Source organism: Streptomyces ochraceiscleroticus (assembly GCF_000720485.1).
Lineage (GTDB): Bacteria > Actinomycetota > Actinomycetes > Streptomycetales > Streptomycetaceae > Streptomyces > Streptomyces ochraceiscleroticus.
In genome coordinates this window covers 144,780-164,435 of the sequence record NZ_JOAX01000023.1, presented here as the reverse complement: position 1 = coordinate 164,435, position 19,656 = coordinate 144,780, and the positions used below count along the sequence as shown (strand labels likewise).

Genomic DNA, 19,656 nt, shown 5'->3' with positions numbered 1-19,656 from the left:
CCGTACGTGCTCCGTACGGACCCGGCGGCCGGCGTCAGGACTCGCGGGTCCCCGCGTACATGTCGTCCAGCAGGTCCTTGAAGGTGCGCTCGACGACCGGGCGCTTGACCTTCAGGCTGGGCGTGACCTCGCCGTGCTCGATGTCCAGGTCACGGGGCAGGATGCGGAACTTGCGGATCTGCTGCCAGCGCTGCAGGCCCTCGTTGACCCGCTCGACGTATCCGTCGATCAGCGCGCGGACCTGCTCGGTGGCGACCACGGCGGCATAGTCCTTGCCCGCGAGGCCGTGCTCCTTGGCCCAGGTCAGGATGGTCGGCTCGTCCAGCGCGATCAGCGCCGTGCAGAAGTTCCGGTTGGCGCCGTGCACGAGGACGTTGGAGACGAACGGGCAGACCGCCTTGAACTGGCCCTCGACCTCGGCGGGCGCGATGTACTTGCCGCCCGAGGTCTTGATCAAGTCCTTCTTGCGGTCGGTGATCCGCAGATAGCCGTCCGCGGACAGCTCGCCGATGTCGCCGGTGTGGAACCAGCCGTCGGACTCCAGCACCTCGGCCGTCTTCTCCGGCAGCCCGTGGTAGCCCTGCATGATGCCGGGGCCGCGCAGCAGGATCTCGCCGTCCTCGGCGATCCGGACCTCCGTGCCGGGCAGCGGCTTGCCGACCGTGCCGGTGCGGTATGCCTCGCCGGGGTTCACGAAGCTGGCCGCGCTGGACTCCGTCAGGCCGTAGCCCTCCAGGATGTGGATGCCGGCGCCGGCGAAGAAGTACCCGATGTCGGGTGCGAGCGCCGCCGAGCCGGAGACCGCGGCGCGCAGCCGCCCGCCGAACGCCTCGCGCAGCTTGGCGTAGACGAGCGCGTCGGCGACCTTGTGCTTGGCGGCCAGCCCGAACGGCACCGAGGCCGTCCCGGTCCGTCGGAAGTTGTCCTGGGAGACCTTGGCGTACTCCCGCGCCACCCCGGCCGCCCACTGGAAGATCTTGTACTTCGCCGCGCCGCCCTCGCGGGCCTTGGCGGCGACGCCGTTGTAGACCTTCTCGAAGATCCGCGGCACGGCGGCCATGTACGTCGGCCGCACGACCGGCAGATTCTCGATGATCTTGTCGACCCGGCCGTCCACGGCGATGACGTGGCCCTGGGCGATCTGGCCGGCGGTGAGCACCTTGCCGAAGACATGCGCCAGCGGCAGCCAGAGGTACTGCACGTCCTCCTCGTTCACCAGCCCGGTGGCCTGGATCGCGCGGGCCATGTACGCCCAGCAGTCGTGCGGCAGCCGCACGCCCTTGGGCCGGCCCGTCGTGCCGGAGGTGTAGATCAGCGTGGCGAGCTGGTCGGCGCGGAGGGCCGCGACCCGCTCCTTCACGCAGCTCGGGTTCTTCTCCAGATACGCGGCGCCGCGCTTCTCCAGCTCGGCGAGGGAGAGCACCCAGCCCTCCGGGTCGCCCTCGGCGGACACGGCGGCGGCCTCGTCGATGACGATGACGTGCGCGAGGTCCGGCAGGTCGGCGCGGCACTCGCGGGCCTTGGCGAGCTGCGCCGCGTCCTCGGCGATCATGATGCGGCTGCCGGAGTCGGCGAGGATGTACGCCGTCTCGTCCGCGTTCGTGCTGGGGTACACGGTCGTGGTCGCCGCGCCCGAGCACAGCACGCCGAGGTCGGCGAGGATCCACTCCACCCGCGTACTGGAGGCCAGCGCCACCCGCTCCTCGGGGGCCACGCCCAGCTCGATCAGGCCTGCGGCGGTCGCGTATACCCGCTGGGCGGCCTCTGCCCAGGTCAGCGACTTCCAGTCGTCCGGACCCCGGCCCGAGGCAGGCGGTACGGGATACCGGTACGCCTCGCCCTCAGGGGTTGCGGCAACCCGCTCCAGGAAGAGCGTCGCCACGGAAGGTGGCCGGTTCTCGATCAACGACTGGCTGTCCGTCACGTCTTCCTCCGGGGCCCGCTTCATTGCTGGTGACTCGCGAGTAACCTTCGAGCAGGGATCACACTAGAACGCGCCGCGCTTCCACGTAAGGGCCTACAACACACTCGTTCACCTTGTGACCGATCGGTGTGCGCGGGACTCCGCCGCGTGTCCGCGCGTGGTCCTCAGAACCCCGTCTTCCCCTGCGCGGGGCGCCCGAACCGCGGTACGGCGGCGACCGCGCCGGTACGCGAAGGGCGCCCGTCCCCGGCTGGGAACGGGCGCCCGCGTCGCCCGACGGCGCGCCGCCGCCTCGCGACGGTCACCGTGCGGCGTTACTTCTTGCCCTTGGAGTCACCGTCGGAGTCGGAGGACAGGACCGCGATGAAGGCTTCTTGCGGAACCTCCACACTTCCCACCATCTTCATCCGCTTCTTGCCTTCCTTCTGCTTCTCCAGCAGCTTCCGCTTACGGGAGATGTCACCGCCGTAGCACTTGGCGAGGACGTCCTTGCGGATGGCGCGGATGGTCTCGCGGGCGATCACCCGGCTGCCGATGGCCGCCTGGACCGGCACCTCGAACGCCTGCCGCGGGATCAGCTCGCGCAGCTTGGCGACGAGCCGGACGCCGTACGCGTACGCCTTGTCCTTGTGGCAGATCGCGGAGAACGCGTCGACCTGGTCGCCGTGCAGCAGGATGTCGACCTTGACCAGGTCGGCGATCTGCTCGCCGGTGGGCTCGTAGTCCAGCGAGGCGTAACCGCGGGTCTTGGACTTGAGCTGGTCGAAGAAGTCGAAGACGACCTCGGCGAGCGGCAGCGTGTACCGGATCTCCACCCGGTCCTCGGAGAGGTAGTCCATGCCGAGCAGGTTGCCGCGGCGGTTCTGGCACAGCTCCATGACCGCGCCGATGAAGTCGCTCGGCGTGAGGATCGTGGCCCGCACGACCGGCTCGCGCACCTCGGCGATCTTGCCGGTGGGGAACTCGCTGGGGTTGGTCACCTCGTGCTCGGTGCCGTCCTCCATGGTCACGCCGTAGATCACGTTCGGCGCGGTGGCGATCAGGTCCAGCCCGAATTCGCGCTCCAGCCGCTCCCGGATGACCTCCAGGTGCAGCAGGCCGAGGAAGCCCACGCGGAAACCGAAGCCCAGCGCGGCCGAGGTCTCCGGCTCGTACACCAGCGCCGCATCGTTGAGCTGCAGCTTGTCCAGCGCCTCGCGCAGCTCCGGGTAGTCCGAGCCGTCCAGCGGGTACAGGCCCGAGAAGACCATGGGCTTCGGGTCCTTGTAGCCGCCGAGCGGGTTCTCGGCACCCTTGTTGAGCTGGGTGATCGTGTCACCCACCTTGGACTGCCGGACGTCCTTCACACCGGTGATGAGGTAACCCACCTCACCGACGGACAGCCCGTCGGCCGGGGTCATCTCCGGCGAGTTCGTCCCGATCTCCAGCAGCTCGTGCGCGGCGCCGGTGGACATCATCCGGATGCGCTCGCGCTTGCCGAGCGTGCCGTCGACGACCTTCACATACGTGACGACACCGCGGTACGCGTCGTACACCGAGTCGAAGATCATCGCGCGGGCCGGCGCGTCCTTCACGCCGACCGGCGGCGGCACGTCCCGCACGACCTTGTCCAGCAGCTCGTCCACGCCCACGCCGGTCTTCGCGGAGACCTTCAGCACGTCCTCGGGCTCGCAGCCGACGAGGTTCGCCAGCTCGGCGGCGAACTTCTCGGGCTGCGCGGCCGGCAGGTCGATCTTGTTGAGCACGGGGATGATCGTGAGGTCGTGCTCCATCGCCAGGTACAGATTGGCGAGGGTCTGCGCCTCGATGCCCTGAGCTGCGTCGACGAGCAGGATGCAGCCTTCGCACGCGGCGAGCGACCGCGAAACCTCGTACGTGAAGTCGACGTGCCCGGGGGTGTCGATCATGTTGAGGATGTGGGTCGCCCCACCCTCCTCGTCCGTACGGGCCCACGGCAGGCGGACCGCCTGCGACTTGATGGTGATGCCCCGCTCGCGCTCGATGTCCATGCGGTCGAGGTACTGCGCGCGCATCTGCCTCTGCTCCACGACTCCCGTCAGCTGGAGCATCCGGTCGGCAAGCGTCGACTTGCCGTGGTCGATGTGCGCGATGATGCAAAAGTTACGGAGGAGAGCCGGGTCGGTACGGCTCGGCTCCGGCACGTTCGTAGGGGTCGCGGGCACGCAGAGGTCCATTCAGAGAACGCGGGTCAGGAGACGCAGTAGGCGGGACTCGGGTATTTAGTCCTCCCTATCGTCCCATGAGCTGCGGCCTCAAACTGTTCGGGAGGCGGGGGCGGGCGGCCCAGGCGGTTCCAAGGGTGCGGCCGTGGTGGCTCCGGGGGGCCGGCCGGGACGGTTCCGGTGGCTCGGCCGTGGGGGCGCCGCGGCCCGGTCGTGGCGGTGCTGCGGTCCGGTTTTGGGTGGCCGTTCCCCCTGCTGGTAGCCTGGTCCACTGTGTTTCGTGCGCTCTGGTGTACGCGACACGCAGAAAGCCCGGGACGGACGAGCTGCGGCTCGGCCCCCCGGAATCCAACGAACCTGAAAAGGCTCTTTCGTGGCGAACATCAAGTCCCAGATGAAGCGGATCAAGACCAACGAGAAGGCTCGTCAGCGCAACAAGGCTGTCAAGTCGACTCTGAAGACCGCGATCCGTCGCACCCGCGAGGCCGTGGAGGCCGGTGACCTGCAGAAGGCCACCACCGCCCAGGCCGAGGCGGCCAAGAAGCTCGACAAGGCCGTCAGCAAGGGCGTCATCCACAAGAACGCCGCCGCCAACAAGAAGTCGGCGCTGGCGAAGAAGGTCGCGTCCCTCAAGGGCTGACCTTCTGACGCTTCGCGGAGACCTCGCGACCGAGACCTCCGTGAAAGTCTCGCGGCCGCCGTCACGGGTCATGACCTGTACGGCAGTCATCACGCTTCACCGCCGGTGAGGACCCAGCGGCCCCTCTCTCCGCTCCTCCCCGGCCCCCGCGCCGCACGCGGCCTGCGTTCGCCACGCGGGTGCGGCGCACCCAGCTTGATCCCGAGGACCCCGTTCCCGCCCTTCCCCAGGGCGGGGGCGGGGTTCTTGGCTTGTGGGGGTGGGGGCCTCGGCTTGTGTGTGGGTGAGGGGCGGGGTGCTCGGCTTGTACGGGGCGGGGCTTCGGTTGGGAGGGTGGTCCTGGGCTAGTGCGGGGCGGGGTGCTCGGCTTGTGAGTCCCGCTCCGGCCCCGCGCAAGGGCGGCCTTCCGGCTCTCTCTGGACAGGGCAGCGATGGCTGATTCCCGTCGGCTACGCTGCCGCTCATGTCCAACTCGGGGGAACAGCCCAATCCGTACGCCCAGCAGCCGCACCAGCCTCCCCAGGGGCCACCGCCACCGCCGCCGTCCCCGGCGGGGCCGCAGCCGGGGAGCCCGTACGGTCAGGTGCCCCAGCAGCAGAACCCGTACGCCCAGCCCCAGCCACCGGCCGGCTACGGCTACCCGGCGGCCGCGCCGCACGGCGCACCGACAGCGCCCATGCCGGGTGCCGGCCCCGCCGGCTACGGCGGCGGGCCGGGCGGCTCCGGTAATACCGGCAAGGGCATGCCCTCCTGGCTGTGGGCGCTCGGCGGCGCCGTGATCGCCTCGGCCGTCTGGGCCGGCGTGCTCGCCGCGACCGGCGGCCTCGGCGGCGAGCCCAGCCCCGACCTGCGCGGCTACCGCTACCAGTCCGACCTCTGCCGATCGACCTCCTGGACGCCGTTCGAGGACGCGCGCTTCAAGATGGAGGACAGCAGCACCTCGGACAGCTCCGGCGAGAACCCCGAGTCCAGCGGCCACGAGGACCCCGCACTGGACTCCATGTGGTGCAACGCCGACCTCGTATCGGAGGACGCGGGCGACAACGACTACTCCTCCACCCTCCTCTACTCCAAGGCGTTCCTGCACAAGAAGACCGACCCGGCACCGGAGTTCGCGGCGCAGTACCGCTCGTACGCACAGGAACGGTCCTCGACCCACTACAAGGTCGAGCCCGTACGGGGCCTCGGTGACGAGGCATACCTGGTGACCCGCGAGGAAACCGCCGACAGCAAGGGCTCGTACGTGGTCCTCGGCGTCCGCGACGGCTGGCTGACGTACGAGACCACCTGGTCCAGCTACTCCAGCAGCAACAACAGCGGCCGCCCCGACTCCACCGAGGTCGCCGACATGCTCCGCACCAGCGCCAAGGAAACACTGGCGAAGATGAAGGGCTGAGGGGCTGGGCGGCTGGCGGCTGGGCGGCTCGTGGCTGAGCGGCTCCCGGCTCCCGGCTCCCGGCCGAGCGGCTGACGGGCGCGCCGGTGTACCGACGGTCCGGTGTATCGGGGCGCTCCGGGTGGCCGGGCCGGCGCCCGGCGGGACCGGGCCGATGTTTCCATGGCCCGGCCGACGCTACGGGGCGCCCGGCCTTCGACCGGCCCGGCCGGCACTTCGAATGGCCCGGCCCGAAGGGTCAGCGGCGGGAGCGCGCCGCCCTGGCGATCGTGACGACCGCCTTCTCCAGCGCGTACTCCGGGTCGTCGCCCCCGCCCTTCACTCCCGCGTCCGCCTCGGCGACCGCGCGCAGGGCCACCGCCACGCCGTCCGCCGACCAGCCCCGCATCTGCTGCCGTACCCGGTCGATCTTCCACGGCGGCATCCCCAGCTCCCGCGCGAGATCGCCCGGCCGGGCCCCCCGCGGCGCGGAGGCGAGCTTGCCGATCGCGCGCACGCCCTGGGCCAGCGCACTCGTGATCATGACGGGCGCGACCCCGGTCGAGACCGCCCACCGCAGCGCCTCGAGCGCCTCGGCCGCGCGCCCCTCGACCGCCCGGTCGGCCACCGTGAAGCTGGAAGCCTCGGCGCGGCCGGTGTAGTACCGCGCGACCACCGCGTCATCGATCGTGCCCTCGACATCCGCCGCGAGCTGCGCACACGCCGAGGCCAGCTCCCGCAGGTCGCTGCCGATGGCGTCCACCAGCGCCTGGCACGCCTCGGGCGTCGCGGACCGCCCCGCCGTACGGAACTCCCCCCGCACGAATGACAGCCGGTCGGCCGGCTTGGTCATCTTCGGGCAGGCCACCTCGCGCGCCCCGACTTTGCGCGCGGCGTCCAGCAGTCCCTTGCCCTTCGCACCGCCCGCGTGCAGCAGCACCAGCGTGATCTCCTCGGCCGGCGCGCCGAGGTACGCCTTGACGTCCTTGACCGTGTCGGCGGACAGGTCCTGGGCATTGCGCACGACCACGACCTTCCGCTCCGCGAACAGCGAGGGACTGGTCAGCTCGGCCAACGTGCCCGGCTGGAGCTGATCGGGGGTGAGGTCACGCACGTCGGTGTCCGCGTCGGCGGCCCGCGCCGCCGCCACCACCTGCTGCACCGCACGGTCGAGCAGCAGCTCTTCCTGCCCCACGGCGAGCGTGAGGGGAGCGAGCAGGTCGTCGTTTGCTGTCTTCCTGGCCATCGCGCACAGCATCCCACGCCCCACTGACACACCGGCCGCCGACCGCGGCACCGGCCGCTGCCGGTGGACGACCGCTGTCGGAGAATGGCCGGGTGAGCGATGTTCGACATGTACTGGTACTGCCCGACCGGGACGCCGCTGAGGAAGTGGCCGAGGTGCTGACCGACGAGTACGGCGTGACCCAGCAGCCGCAGCTCGTACGGGACGCCCTGGCCGGCGAGGACGACGCCGAGGACGCGCAGTGGCTCGTCGTCGTGGAAGACCCCCGATCCACCTGCGACCCGGCCGCCCTGGACACCCTGGCCGCCGCATACGAGGGCTGGCTGGAACCAGCCCGCCCCTGACCCCTACCGGGTCCCTCTCACCCAGTCCGCAGCGGGGCGCGGTCGAGGGTTATGCCGAAGTGCGTGCGGTAGGCCGCGAGTACCTCCGCCTCGGGGATCTCGCGCTCCGTCCGGCTCCCGTCGGGTTCGGTGGTCACGAGCGTCCGGCCGGAGAGCGTGATCCGGCCGCCGTCATCGGTGAGCCGCGAACAGACCAGCGACTGGGTGAAGTGCGACTTCGGCGACGTGGTCTGCCACCAGCAGCCCGCCTCGAAGTCGGCGAGCGCCCGTGGCCGCAGCTTGAGGCGGTACTGCGGCGCCCCGTCCCGCAGTACGTCGAGGTCACCCTCGGCCGTCTCCACGACCCGGAAGACCCCGCCCGGCTCGGCCTGCTCCTCCGCCGTGTCCAGCCGCAGCGGATGGTGACTGTGCCGCCCGAACCCGACATCGGCCAGCAGCGGCCCGCCCGGCGTACGGACACGCACGGCCGCGTGGTCGTACGGGATGCCCAGCCGCCCGTCCTCTCCGTAGACCCGGCCGGACAGCAGCTCGGCGTCGTACCCGAGCGCGGTCAGCAGGAACGCGAACGCCCCGTTGAGTTCGTAGCAGAACCCACCCCGGCGGTCCCGTACGACCTTGTCCAGCAGCGCCTGCTCGGTGAGGACGATCTCCTCGCCGAGGTGGATGGAGAGGTTCTCGAACGGCACCGTCCGCAGATGCTGGAGGTGCAGCGTCCGCAGCGCGTCGGCATCAGGCACAGCGGGCCGCGCGGCACCGATCCGCCGAAGGTACGCGTCGACGGCGGCCATCAGCTCCCCGTCCTCTCCATCGCGAACCATCGCCGCGTACGGTCCGCCGCTGTCGCCGGGGCCGCGGCGAGCACATCGGCGAGGGTCTGCGCGGCCAGCTCGCGGCGCCAGGCCAGCTCGGCGCGGCGCATGGCCGTGGCGATGCCGCACGGCGCCCGGAAGTCGCGCCCCGGCCCCTCGGCCCCCGCGCCCTGCTGCCGGATCTCCGTACAGCGGAACGCCTCCTCCGGCCCCTCGATCGCGGTGACCACGTCCATGAGCGTGATCGCCTCCGGTGGCCGGGCGAGCCGGAAACCACCGCGGGCGCCCGGCGTCGAGCTGAGGATGCCGGCCCGTACGAGCGCCTGGAGGCGCTTGTTGAGGTACGCGGCCGGCAGGTCGAAGAACGCGGCCAGCCTCGCCGTGGACACCGGCCGCTCGTCCCCGAGCCAGGCCAGCGTCACACAGCAGTGCAGCCCCCACTCGACGCCTTCACTCATCCTCATAATCTGGAGTTTACAGATCCGGGTTCTCCCGGCTCCGACGGCTGTCGGCTGAACCTCTGGTGAAGGCTTGCCGAAGCGTGCTCGGCCATGGCGAGGGCTCCCTAGATTGCGGGCATCACCGTACTTGCCCTCAGCTCCACCCTCAGTCCCACAGAGCGCAGTCGTCCCCTCTCCGATCTCCCGTGCGAGGTTGCCGTGGCCATGCCGGACACCGAGACCATCCTGGCCCTGGCCGGACTCGCGGCCACCGCCGTGCTCTGGGCCGTGGAGCGCTTCCTGCCCGGCCGCAAGCGCATCGGCTACCGGGTCCAGATGGACACCCCGATCGGCATGAACCCTCAGGACGCCCACAGTCTCGTGCAGTTGCGGCTCCTGAGACAGGAACAGGAGATCTCCGACGCCACGCTGGCCCTGCTGCGGATCGAGAACGACGGCAGCAAGGACATCGTCCGGCAGGACTACCAGGAACCCCTGACGGTGGAGTTCACCGGCCGCACGGTCATCGGCGTCGAGGTACCGGACGCCAACCCGACCGACCTGATCGGCATGCTGACCCGGCCCGGCGCCGGCCTGCGCCACAGCGGCAACCGCCTGCACATACCGAAGGTCCCGCTCAACACCCGCAACCACTTCAAGCTGCTGGTGCTGCTCTCCGGAACGGACGAGGACGCCGCAGGCCGCGGCCGGGCGCGGACCGGCGGCGAGGTGGTCGTCGGCGGCTTCCTCAGCGGCGGCCGGATCCGCCGGAACACCCAGCGCTGGGGCCCACGCAAGCCGAGCCTCGCCCTCGGCGGCCTCTTCATCGTGCTGGTCGGGCTGCTGGGCGGACTGCTGCTCAGCACCCCGACACCGCCCGCCCGCGCCGAGTGCGCCACGGGGCGGCTGACCATCGACGGGTCCACCGCGTTCGCTCCCCCGATGCAGGAGATCGCCCGCCAGTATCAGGCGCGCTGCCCTGGTGCCGCGATCGACGTCGCCCGGAGCGGCAGCCTCTCCGGCCTCGCCAACCTGAACCGGTCCGGGCGCGCCACCCGCTCCGGCAGCCCGTCCTTCCTCGCCATGTCCGACGTCCCCGCCCCCTCGATCTACGGGCGGCTGCAGGGCGAGCGGGTGGGCGTCATCCTGCTCAGCCTGGTCGTCAACGAACGCACCGGCGTCGACAACCTCACCCTCGACCAGGTGCGGAAGATCTACGACGGCACGTACACCAACTGGCAGGACGTCGGCGGCAACGACCTCCCGATCCACGTCGTCGGCCGCGACGCCGGCTCCGGGACCCGGCGGGCCTTCGAGACGACCGTGCTGCACCGTTCGGAGCCGGGCGTGGTGTCGTCGTACGACTGCACCGGCAAGGACCGGGACGAGCGGGCCCGCGTCACCCGCTGCGAGGTGAACAGCACCACCGGACTGCTGGACGCGGTCGACCGCGTGGCGGGAGCGGTCGGTTACGCCGAGACCTACGCGGCGGCCAAGCGGCCGCACGTCATCGCCATCCGGCTGGACGGGCACGAGCCCGACATCGAGTGGGGACAGCAACATGAGTACCCCTTCTGGACCGTTGAGTTCTTGTACTCCTACGGGCATCCGGCGGACGGCTCCCTCGCCGCGAAGTTCCTGACCTACCTGAACTCCGACACCGCGAAGAACGTCATGCGGATGTACAAACACGTGCCCTGCGCCGACGACCGGAGCCTGTCGGCCTCCGTATGCCGTCCCTGACCGCCACCCGGCGGCGGGCCGGCCGCTGCCCTCCGCGGACCGGGCGCCGACGCCGGCCGTTGCTGGTGGCGGCCGCGAGGCCGGTGGTGACGCTGCCCGTCACGGCGATCGCGCCGTCGGTGTCCGTACGCAGCACCCTCGCCCCCTGTACGCGCAGCGCGGCGACCGTGCTGGGAGCCGGGTGGCCGTACGGGTTCCCGGCACCCACGCTGATCAGGGCGAGCCGCGGCGCCAGCGCGCGCAGGAGCGCCGGGTCCTGATAGGCGGAGCCGTGGTGGGCGACCTTGAGCACGTCGATCGCCCGCAGCCCGGGGTGGGCGGCCAACAGTTCCTGCTGAGCGGGCGGTTCGAGGTCACCGAGGAGAAGGACGGTCAGTCCTGCCGTATGCACGAGGAGGGTGACGCTGGCGTTGTTGGGCCCTTCGGGCATGGGCCCGGTGGAGGGAACAGGGGGCGGCGAACCGGTCGCCGTACGCATGGCCGGGCGCGCGGCCGGGGCCGAGGCCAGGGCCGGGAGCTGGGGCGGCACCGGTGACGGTTGCGGGGGCCAGAGGACTTCCCAGGACACCGCGCCCGCTCGGCGCCGCTCCCCCGGTACGGCCCTGATCTCCGGTACGTCATGGTCGGCCGCCACCTTGCGGACGAACGCCGCCTGGTCCGGCGGGTCCTCGCGCGTCGTGGTCTCCAGCGTGCCGACGCTGCGGCCCCGGAGCGCGCCTGGGAGGCCGTCCACATGATCGGCGTGGAAGTGGGTGAGGACGAGGAGCGGGATGCGGCGTACGCCCAGTTCCTGCAGACAGCGGTCCATGGCACGCGGGTCGGGGCCGGTGTCCACGACCAGCGCGCTGCCGGGGCCGGTGGCTACGACGAGGCCGTCTCCCTGGCCGACGTCGCACACGGCCAGCCGCCAGCCGGGCGGCGGCCAGCCGGTGATGATCCGCGTCAGGGGCACGGGCCGGACGACGAGAACGACCAGGAGCAGGGCGCAGACGACGCACAACCAGCGGTACCGCAGCAGGACCCGGGCGACCGGTACCAGGGCGGTGATGACCGCGGCCAGCAGGAAGCCCCCTGCCCAGCCACCGGGCCAGCCGAACTCGGCGCCGGGCAGCGCCGCTCCCGTCCGCGCGATCGCCGCGATCCACTCGGCCGGCCATCCCCCGCACCAGGCGAACGCGATGGCGAGCGGCGGGAGAAGAGGCGCGGTGGCCAGGGCCGCGAACCCGAGCACCGTCGCGGGCGCCACGGCCAGCTCCGCGAGCAGGTTGCAGGGGATGGCCATCAGGCCGACGCGGGCGGCGAGCACCGCGATGACCGGTGCGCACACGGCCTGCGCGGCGGCGGCCGCGGCGATCACCTCGGCGAGCCGCGGCGGAACGCGCCGCCGCTGCAGGGCGGCGCTCCAGCGCGGTGCGAGAGTGAGCAGCGCGCCGGTGGCCAGGACGGAGAGCAGAAAGCCGTAACTCCGGGCCAGCCAGGGGTCGTAGAGGACCAGCAGCAGCACGGCGGCGGCGAGCGCGGGAAGCAGCGTACGGCGGCGCCCCGAACCGATGGCCAGCAGCGTGATCAGGCCGCAGGCGGCGGCGCGCAGCACGCTGGGGTCGGGGCGGCACACGACGACGAAGGCGAGCGCCACCGCGCCGCCGATCAGCGCCGTGGTCCGCAGCGACAGGCCCAGGCGGGGCGCGATGCCCCGGCGTTCGGCACGTATGGCGAGCTGCGGCGGGCCGATGAGCAGGGCCAGCACGATGGTGAGGTTGCTGCCGGAGACGGCGAGCAGGTGGGTCAGGTCGGTGGCCCGGAAGGCGTCGTCGAGCTCCGGCGTCAGCCGGGAGGTGTCGCCGACGACGAGCCCGGGCAGCAAGGCGCGCGCGTCGGGCCGCAGGCCATCGGACGCCTCGCGCAGCCCTCCCCGGAGGAAGCCCGCCAGCCGCTGGAGAGACGTGGGGCCACCGATGCGCCGCGGTGGTGAGTCGGCCGCATCGGCCGCTACGCGCAGTACGGCGGCCACCCGGTCGGTGGGCGGCAGCGGGGGTGCGAGCCGTGCCCCGACCCGGATGCGTGTGGACGGGAGCAGCGCCCGCCAGGGACCGGTGGCGGCGCTGTCGGGGGCTTGCGCGGTCGAGTGGGTGTGCTCTCGCCCGTCCTGCCCGTCTCCTGTGCGTGGCGTGCGGTCCGGCTGAGGCCGGTGCTGGGGGACGATGACCAGGACGGGGGTGCGGAGGGCGGTCACCGTACCGTCCGGTGCGGTGATGCGGCGTACGTCGGCGGCGAACACGACGGCGGCCGGCATACGTTGCGCGCCGCGCACTCGCTGCCGGGCGAGGTGCGGGTCCTCGGTCACCTCCAACTCGACGGTGGCTTGCGCGTACTGATGCGCCAGCCGGGGCACCGGGCCGCGCCGCAGATCCGCTCCCTGCAGCGCGGCCGCGGCCGCACCACCCACCGCGCAGAGCAGCACCGCGGCCGCCGCGACGAGTGTCCCCGCGTCCCATGCCGTACGCCGTCGGCGCCACCCGCTGCGAAGAAGACCGGTGCGGGGACGCGGGCCAGGCTCCGGGGAGGCGGCCGGTCCGGCCGCGCGGCGGCGTACGGCCCGGAGGACTGCGAGGCCGGCCAGCACGAGGGCAGCGGCACAGAACAGGAGCAGCGGGCGGACGGGGGCGTCCAGAGCCAGTGCCGCGGCTCCCCAGGCCGCGAGCGCCGGTGCAACCAACCGCAGGTCGGCCGGTCCCTCCCCCTGCGGACTCTGCACCTGCGGGGCACCAGGCCCTGCCGACGGCTGCGGGGCGGCCGGGGTCGGCCGTGAGTCGGCCCGTTCCCCCTCGGGGTCGTTCGTCGACTGCCCGGCAGTCGAGCCGTACGAGGAGGCCGGAGCCCACGGGGTGGTCATGGCTGCACCAGGGGACGCAGGTCGGCGAAGCGGCGGTCACCGATTCCGTTCACTTGCTGCAGTTGGTCGACCGAGGTGAAGCCGCCGTGCTGGGTGCGGAAGTCGATGATGTGCTGGGCAAGGACGGGGCCGACGCCTGGGAGGGTGTCGAGCTGGTCGGCAGTGGCGGAGTTCAGGCTGACCGGACTGGCCGGGGCGCCACCGGCTGCAGCGGAGCCTCCCGGGGCGCCCCCACTGCCCGTGGTACCAGGAGCGGCGGCGGCAGCGCCGCCCGATGCCGCAGGGGCCGCGGCCGGAGCGCCGACGACGACCTGCTCGCCGTCCGCCAGGAGTCGGGCGCGGTTCAGCGTGCGGGTGTTCGTCCCGGGCAGCACCCCGCCCGCGGCACGCAGCGCATCGGCGACGCGGGCCCCCGGAGGGAGGCGGTGGATGCCGGGGCGGCGCACCTTGCCCGCGACGTCCACGACGATGCGGCGGTCCGAGGCGCCGGATACCGCACCGGCCGTCGCGCCTGCCGTGGTCCCGCCGGCTGCGGCACCGCTCGGACCGGCGAGCCCGGCCGGCCCCGCCCGCTCGGCCGTGGTCGGGTCGCCGCCCGGTGCGGCTGCCGAGGCGTGCTGTGCCGTCGGCGCCCGTACCGTCTGGGGCCGCGCGGTCCAGAAATGGTGGACCGCGAAGGCCACGGCGATCAGCAGCACGACGGCGAGCGCGCCGAGCGCCTTCGGGTCCGTGCCGCACCGCAGTTGGATCCACAACGGCAGTCGCTCTTGCAGCGCCACCCGCCATCGAGCCATCGGCAACGGGCCAGGCCCCCATGAATCAGGTGGATCAAGTGGATCAGGTGGAGCAGGCGGAACAGGTGGGTCAGGGGGATCAGGGGAATGTGCGGAGATGCGAGTTCGCGGAGTCATGTCGACGACGCTAGAGCGATTTCGCGAATCCCGTCGATCACCACCAAATTCCGTGGATAACCGTCGAGTTGTGGATAACCCGGCCACCCGGACGAGGGAATCAGAGCGGCAAGAACGCCGTCACGGCGACCTCAGCACCATCACTCCACCGCTCCCACCTCCCCGGCACCCCACCGCCCTACCGCGGCGACAGCACAACCCCCAGCAGCCCTGGCCCCGTATGCGCGCCGATCACCGCGCCCACCTCGCTGACGTGCAGGTCCATCAGGCCCGGCACCCGGGCACGGAGGCGATCGGCCAGGGCGTCGGCGCGCTCGGTCGCCGCCAGGTGATGCACCGCGACATCGACCGGAGCCGTGCCCGCCCGGTCCGCCACGATCTCTTCCAGGCGCGCGATGGCCTTGGAAGCCGTACGGACCTTTTCCCGCAGTTCGATGCGTCCGTCGGCGAGTTGGAGCAGGGGCTTGACCGCGAGCGCGGAGCCCAGCAGGGCCTGTGCCGCGCCGATGCGGCCGCCGCGGCGCAGGTACTCCAGGGTGTCGACGTAGAAGTACGCGGAGGTGCCCTCGGCGCGTTTTTCGGCCGCGGCCACCGCCTCGTCGACGTCCCCGCCGGACTGTGCGACCTCCGCGGCCGCGAGGGCGCAGAAGCCCAGTGCCATCGCGACCATGCCGGTGTCCACCACCCGCACGGGGACCGGCGCCTCCTTGGCCGCCAGTACGGCCGCGTCGTACGTCCCGGAGAACTCCGAGGAGAGGTGGAGCGAGACGATGCCGTCGGCGCCCGCGGCCGCGACCTCGCGGTAGGTCTCGGCGAACGTCTCGGGAGCGGGCCGGGAGGTGGTGACGTACTTGCGTTTCTGCAGGGCTTGGGCGACCGACCTGGCCGAGATCTCCGTTCCCTCTTCCAGGGCCTCGTCGCCGAGGACCACGGTCAGCGGCACCGCCGTGATGCCGTGGCGCTCCAGCGCCGCCCGCGGCAGGTAGGCCGTTGAATCGGTGACGATCGCGACATGGCGGGACATGACTGGGAGGTTATCCAGAGAACCCGGAGCCCGACAGTGCGGGCCCTGCCTCAAGATCTTCTCCGATTACCCGGCGCTGCGCCACAGCCGATTTCGCGCCAACTGCGAGACCGTCTGTCGGCGATCCGGCAGCTCCCCGGCCCGCAGCCGGCGGCATCGAGCACCGCTCTCCGGCCATGTCAGCCCGCGCTCTCCGGACGGGCCGTCTTCTGCCACGAGTAGGGCGTCCGTATGCGCGGGTCCGGGGCGTCGATGGCCTGCGGGCCCTCGGGGGCAGCGGCGGTACCGGGCTGCTCCGACGGCGGCGGCCATGCGGCGAGCGGGTCCGGCACGGCCCCCGTACCCGGACCGGAGGTGGTCTCGCGCGCGCCCGGCGCCGACGTCCAGTGCCGCAGCGCGCCCGCCTCCACGTCGATCTGTCCGGCCAGCGCCGACAGGTCGTCGTCGGCGAACTTCTGGGCGCGGTCCTGGGCCGCCCAGCGCAGCGAGTCGGAGGAATGCGTGATCCGCTCCAGGCGGTCGCGCAGCTCGGGGAGGCGGTCGGCGATCCGCGTCCGGTCCGGCTCGCGTTCCAGGCGCTTCAGGTCGGCGTCCAGCTCGTGGCCGTGCGCGCTGAGCCGTGCGAACAGGTTCAGCGCTTCGCTCAGCGACTGGTCCTCGGGGGCGGCCGCACGCAGCGCTTCCTGGGTGGCGCGCATCGAGGTGCGCAGGGAGAGCCGCATCTGGGCCAGCTGTCCGGCCGGGCCGGTCTGGGTGTACTGCCGGGCGCGGAGGGTGGTGTCCTCGACCGTGCGGCGCGCCTGGGCGACCGTACGGTCCACGCCGCGCTTGGTCGCCGAGACGGCCTTGACCGTCACGAACACGCCGGCTGCGACGAACAGCACGAAGAGCAGGGCGAGGATCGCGAGCACAGCGGTCATGGGCTTACCTCATGTGGGCTCGGTCGGGCCGACGGACGGACTGCTTCCTTCTCCCACCGTAAACGCCTGGGGCAGGCCGCGGGTTCCCCGAGAACCCCCAACCTGCCCTTAATGGTCATCCCCCACGTGCGCCTGCCGGGCAGGCGCACGTGGGAACCGGATCACGCCGGAACGATGTTGACCAGCTTCGGCGCCCGCACGATCACCTTGCGGATGCCCGCGCCGCCCAGCGCGCTCACGACCGCGGGCTCGGCCAGCGCCGTCGCCTCCAGGTCCGCGTCCGAGATGTCCGGCGAGACCTCCAGGCGGGCCTTGACCTTGCCCTTGATCTGCACGACGCAGGTCACGGTCTCGTCGACGACGTACTGCGGGTCGGCCACCGGGAAGTCCGCGTGCACCACGGAGTCGGTGTGGCCCAGCTTGCGCCACAGCTCCTCACCGATGTGCGGGGCCAGCGGCGCGACCAGCAGGACCAGCTTCTCGGCGACCGCGCGCGGCACGCTGCCGCCGGCCTTCGTCAGGTGGTTGTTCAGCTCCGTGACCTTGGCGATCGCGGTGTTGAAGCGCAGCCCGGCCATGTCCTGGCCGACGCCGTCGATGGCCTTGTGCAGGGCGCGCAGGGTGTCCTCGTCCGGCTCCGCGTCCGTGACGGTGACCTCGCCGGTGGCCTCGTCCACGATGTTGCGCCACAGGCGCTGCAGCAGGCGGTACTGGCCGACGACGGCGCGGGTGTCCCAGGGGCGCGAGACGTCCAGGGGGCCCATCGCCATCTCGTACAGCCGCAGCGTGTCCGCGCCGTACTCCTGGCAGATCTCGTCCGGGGTGACGGCGTTCTTCAGGGACTTGCCCATCTTGCCCAGGACGCGGCTGACCTTCTCGCCCTGGTAGTAGTACCCGCCGTCGCGCTCCTCGACCTCGGCCGCCGGGACGGCGATACCGCGCTTGTCCCGGTAGACGAACGCCTGGATCATGCCCTGGTTGTACAGCTTGTGGAACGGCTCGGCCGAGGCGATGTGCCCCAGGTCGTGCAGCACCTTGGACCAGAAGCGGGCGTACAGCAGGTGCAGCACGGCGTGCTCGGCGCCGCCCACGTACAGGTCGACACCGCCGTGCGGCTGTCCCTCGCGCGGGCCCATCCAGTACTGCTCGACGGTCGGGTCGACCAGCTTCTCGTCGTTGTTCGGGTCCAGGTAGCGCAGCTCGTACCAGCAGGAGCCGGCCCAGTTGGGCATGGTGTTGGTCTCGCGGCGGTAGCGCCGCACGCCCCGGCCGTCGCCCAGGTCCAGCTCGACGTTGACCCAGTCCTCGTTGCGGGACAGCGGGGTCTCCGGGGAGGTGTCCGCGTCGTCCGCGTCGAAGGTGCGCGGCGAGTAGTCCTCGACCTCGGGCAGCTCCAGCGGCAGCATCGACTCGGGCAGCGCGTGCGCCACGCCGTCCTCGTCGTACACGATCGGGAAGGGCTCGCCCCAGTAGCGCTGCCGGCTGAACAGCCAGTCGCGCAGCCGGAAGTTCACGGTGCCCTCGCCGATGCCCTGCGCGGCCAGCCACTCGGTGATCTTCGCCTTGGCCTCGGTGACACCCAGGCCGTCCAGCGAGATGGTGTCGTCCGAGGAGTTGACGATCTTCGCGTCGTACGAGGAGAACGCGTCGTCCCAGGTGGACGGGTCGGTGCCGCGGTCGTCCGAGGGCTCGACCACGCAGCGCATGGGCAGCTCGAAGGCGCGCGCGAAGGCGAAGTCACGGGAGTCGTGCGCCGGGACCGCCATGATCGCGCCGGTGCCGTAGCCCATCAGGACGTAGTCGGCGATGAAGACCGGGACGCGGTCGCCGCTGACCGGGTTGATCGCGTACGCGCCGGTGAAGACGCCGGTCTTGTCCTTGGCCTCGGCCTGGCGCTCGACGTCCGACTTCGAGGCGGCCTGCTTGCGGTACGCGGCGACGGCCTCGGCCGGAGTGTCGTAGCCACCGGTCCACACGTCGTGCGTGCCCTCGGGCCAGGCGTCCGGGACGATCGAGTCCTCGCCGGAGACCAGCTCGTGCTCCGGGGCCAGCACCATGTAGGTCGCGCCGAACAGGGTGTCCTGGCGGGTGGTGAAGACGGTGATGCGCCGGTCGCCCACGGGGAAGTCGACCCGCGCGCCCTCGGAGCGGCCGATCCAGTTGCGCTGCTGCAGCTTGATCGCCTCGGGCCAGTCCAGCCCGTCCAGGTCCTCCAGCAGGCGGTCCGCGTAGGCCGTGATGCGCATGTTCCACTGGCGCAGCTTGGCCTTGAAGACGGGGAAGTTCCCGCGCTCGGAGCGGCCGTCGGCGGTGACCTCCTCGTTGGCCAGTACGGTGCCCAGGCCCGGGCACCAGTTGACGGGCGCGTCCGAGGCGTACGCCAGGCGGTACTCGCCCAGGATGTTGGCGCGCTCCAGGGGGCTCAGGTCGGCCCACGCGCGGCCGTCGGGCGTCTCGCGCTCCCCCGCCTCGAACTGGGCAACCAGCTCGTCGATCGGGCGGGCCTTCTTGGCGTCGGTGTCGTACCAGGAGTTGAAGATCTGCAGGAAGATCCACTGGGTCCACTTGTAGTACGCCGGGTCGATCGTCTCGATCGAACGGCGCTGGTCGTGGCCCAGGCCCAGGCGGCGCAGCTGCGCCTTCATGTTGACGATGTTGGCCTCGGTGGAGGCCCGCGGGTGGGTGCCCGTCTGGACGGCGTACTGCTCGGCGGGCAGGCCGAAGGCGTCGAAGCCCAGGGTGTGCAGGACGTTGTGGCCCGTCATGCGCTGGAAGCGGGCGTAGACGTCGGTGGCGATGTAGCCCAGGGGGTGGCCGACGTGCAGACCCGCGCCCGAGGGGTACGGGAACATGTCCATGATGAACTTCTTGGGCCTGTCCACCTGCTCCGGGGCGCCGGCCAGGTCACCGCTGGGATTCGGCGCCTCGTAGGTGCCGTTCTGCTCCCAGAAGTCCTGCCAGCGTGCCTCGATGTCCGCGGCCAGCGCGGCCGTATAGCGGTGCGGGGCCGCCGCCTCGGCGGCCGTGGTCGTCTCGCTCATCGTCCTCAAAGCTCCATCGATCGTCTCTGCCTGCGGAAACGCACCCCTTGCGGGCACCTTCTTGCCGGCTGGCGCCTGAAACAAAAAGGCCCCTCGCACAGGAGGGGACGCCGCGCCGATGCCGACCTGGACCCGCAGTCCGTGATCCGGTCGGTACTGATCA

The 19,656-nt window shown here is 71.7% G+C and carries 14 protein-coding genes; 4 read left to right on the top strand and 10 right to left on the bottom strand.

Going from position 1 to position 19,656, the window contains the following annotated elements:
• Window positions 1-34 precede the first annotated feature (34 nt).
• Window positions 35-1,948: an AMP-dependent synthetase/ligase gene (locus tag IG84_RS0126680; RefSeq protein WP_382467334.1), complete on the bottom strand. Its 1,914-nt coding sequence runs from the start codon at window positions 1,946-1,948 to the stop codon at window positions 35-37.
• 290 nt (window positions 1,949-2,238) lie between these two features.
• Window positions 2,239-4,107, bottom strand: a complete 1,869-nt coding sequence (gene lepA, locus IG84_RS0126675; protein WP_031062312.1) for a translation elongation factor 4 — start codon at window positions 4,105-4,107, stop codon at window positions 2,239-2,241.
• Window positions 4,108-4,480: 373 nt separating this feature from the next.
• Here lepA and rpsT point away from each other — a divergent pair, with 373 nt between their 5' ends.
• Both rpsT and IG84_RS42675 read left to right on the top strand, forming a co-directional pair.
• Window positions 4,481-4,747, top strand: a complete 267-nt coding sequence (gene rpsT, locus IG84_RS0126670) for a 30S ribosomal protein S20 (protein WP_030249540.1) — start codon at window positions 4,481-4,483, stop codon at window positions 4,745-4,747.
• 463 nt (window positions 4,748-5,210) lie between these two features.
• Complete coding sequence (locus tag IG84_RS42675; protein WP_281179385.1) at window positions 5,211-6,143, top strand: hypothetical protein; 933 nt, start codon at window positions 5,211-5,213, stop codon at window positions 6,141-6,143.
• A gap of 238 nt (window positions 6,144-6,381) precedes the next feature.
• Here the strand turns inward: IG84_RS42675 and holA are convergent, their stop codons facing one another.
• Window positions 6,382-7,368, bottom strand: coding sequence for a DNA polymerase III subunit delta (gene holA, locus IG84_RS0126660; protein WP_031062309.1), 987 nt, complete (start codon window positions 7,366-7,368; stop codon window positions 6,382-6,384).
• Window positions 7,369-7,460: 92 nt separating this feature from the next.
• On the opposite strand from holA, the gene IG84_RS0126655 reads away from it, so the two are divergent.
• The gene (locus tag IG84_RS0126655; protein ID WP_031062307.1) at window positions 7,461-7,712 is read left to right on the top strand and encodes a hypothetical protein; all 252 of its coding nucleotides are present in this window, start codon (window positions 7,461-7,463) and stop codon (window positions 7,710-7,712) included.
• A 17-nt stretch (window positions 7,713-7,729) separates the two neighbouring features.
• On the opposite strand, the gene IG84_RS0126650 is transcribed toward IG84_RS0126655, so the two are convergent.
• Window positions 7,730-8,530 (bottom strand): arylamine N-acetyltransferase family protein, encoded by an 801-nt coding sequence (locus IG84_RS0126650; protein WP_245659620.1) that lies wholly within the window; start codon window positions 8,528-8,530, stop codon window positions 7,730-7,732.
• On the bottom strand, window positions 8,500-8,985 hold the full coding sequence (locus tag IG84_RS0126645; RefSeq protein ID WP_031062304.1) for an RrF2 family transcriptional regulator: 486 nt from the start codon (window positions 8,983-8,985) through the stop codon (window positions 8,500-8,502). Before IG84_RS0126645 ends, IG84_RS0126650 begins: the two co-directional genes overlap by 31 nt.
• Before the next feature lie 201 nt (window positions 8,986-9,186).
• On the opposite strand from IG84_RS0126645, the gene IG84_RS0126640 reads away from it, so the two are divergent.
• Window positions 9,187-10,704, top strand: coding sequence for a PstS family phosphate ABC transporter substrate-binding protein (locus IG84_RS0126640; protein ID WP_031062302.1), 1,518 nt, complete (start codon window positions 9,187-9,189; stop codon window positions 10,702-10,704).
• Here IG84_RS0126640 and IG84_RS0126635 read toward each other — a convergent pair.
• From IG84_RS0126635 to leuS, 5 genes are all read right to left on the bottom strand, one after another.
• Window positions 10,634-13,597: a ComEC/Rec2 family competence protein gene (locus IG84_RS0126635; RefSeq protein WP_078649431.1), complete on the bottom strand. Its 2,964-nt coding sequence runs from the start codon at window positions 13,595-13,597 to the stop codon at window positions 10,634-10,636. The two genes, IG84_RS0126640 and IG84_RS0126635, sit on opposite strands and share 71 nt — an antisense overlap.
• The gene (locus IG84_RS0126630; RefSeq protein WP_031062298.1) at window positions 13,594-14,391 is read right to left on the bottom strand and encodes a ComEA family DNA-binding protein; all 798 of its coding nucleotides are present in this window, start codon (window positions 14,389-14,391) and stop codon (window positions 13,594-13,596) included. The genes IG84_RS0126635 and IG84_RS0126630 overlap by 4 nt, the downstream gene beginning before the upstream one ends.
• A gap of 295 nt (window positions 14,392-14,686) precedes the next feature.
• Window positions 14,687-15,532: a DegV family protein gene (locus tag IG84_RS0126625; RefSeq protein WP_031062296.1), complete on the bottom strand. Its 846-nt coding sequence runs from the start codon at window positions 15,530-15,532 to the stop codon at window positions 14,687-14,689.
• A 179-nt stretch (window positions 15,533-15,711) separates the two neighbouring features.
• Window positions 15,712-16,452 (bottom strand): hypothetical protein, encoded by a 741-nt coding sequence (locus IG84_RS0126620; protein WP_031062294.1) that lies wholly within the window; start codon window positions 16,450-16,452, stop codon window positions 15,712-15,714.
• A 161-nt stretch (window positions 16,453-16,613) separates the two neighbouring features.
• Complete coding sequence (leuS, locus tag IG84_RS0126615) at window positions 16,614-19,493, bottom strand: leucine--tRNA ligase (RefSeq protein ID WP_031062292.1); 2,880 nt, start codon at window positions 19,491-19,493, stop codon at window positions 16,614-16,616.
• Window positions 19,494-19,656: the final 163 nt, after the last annotated feature.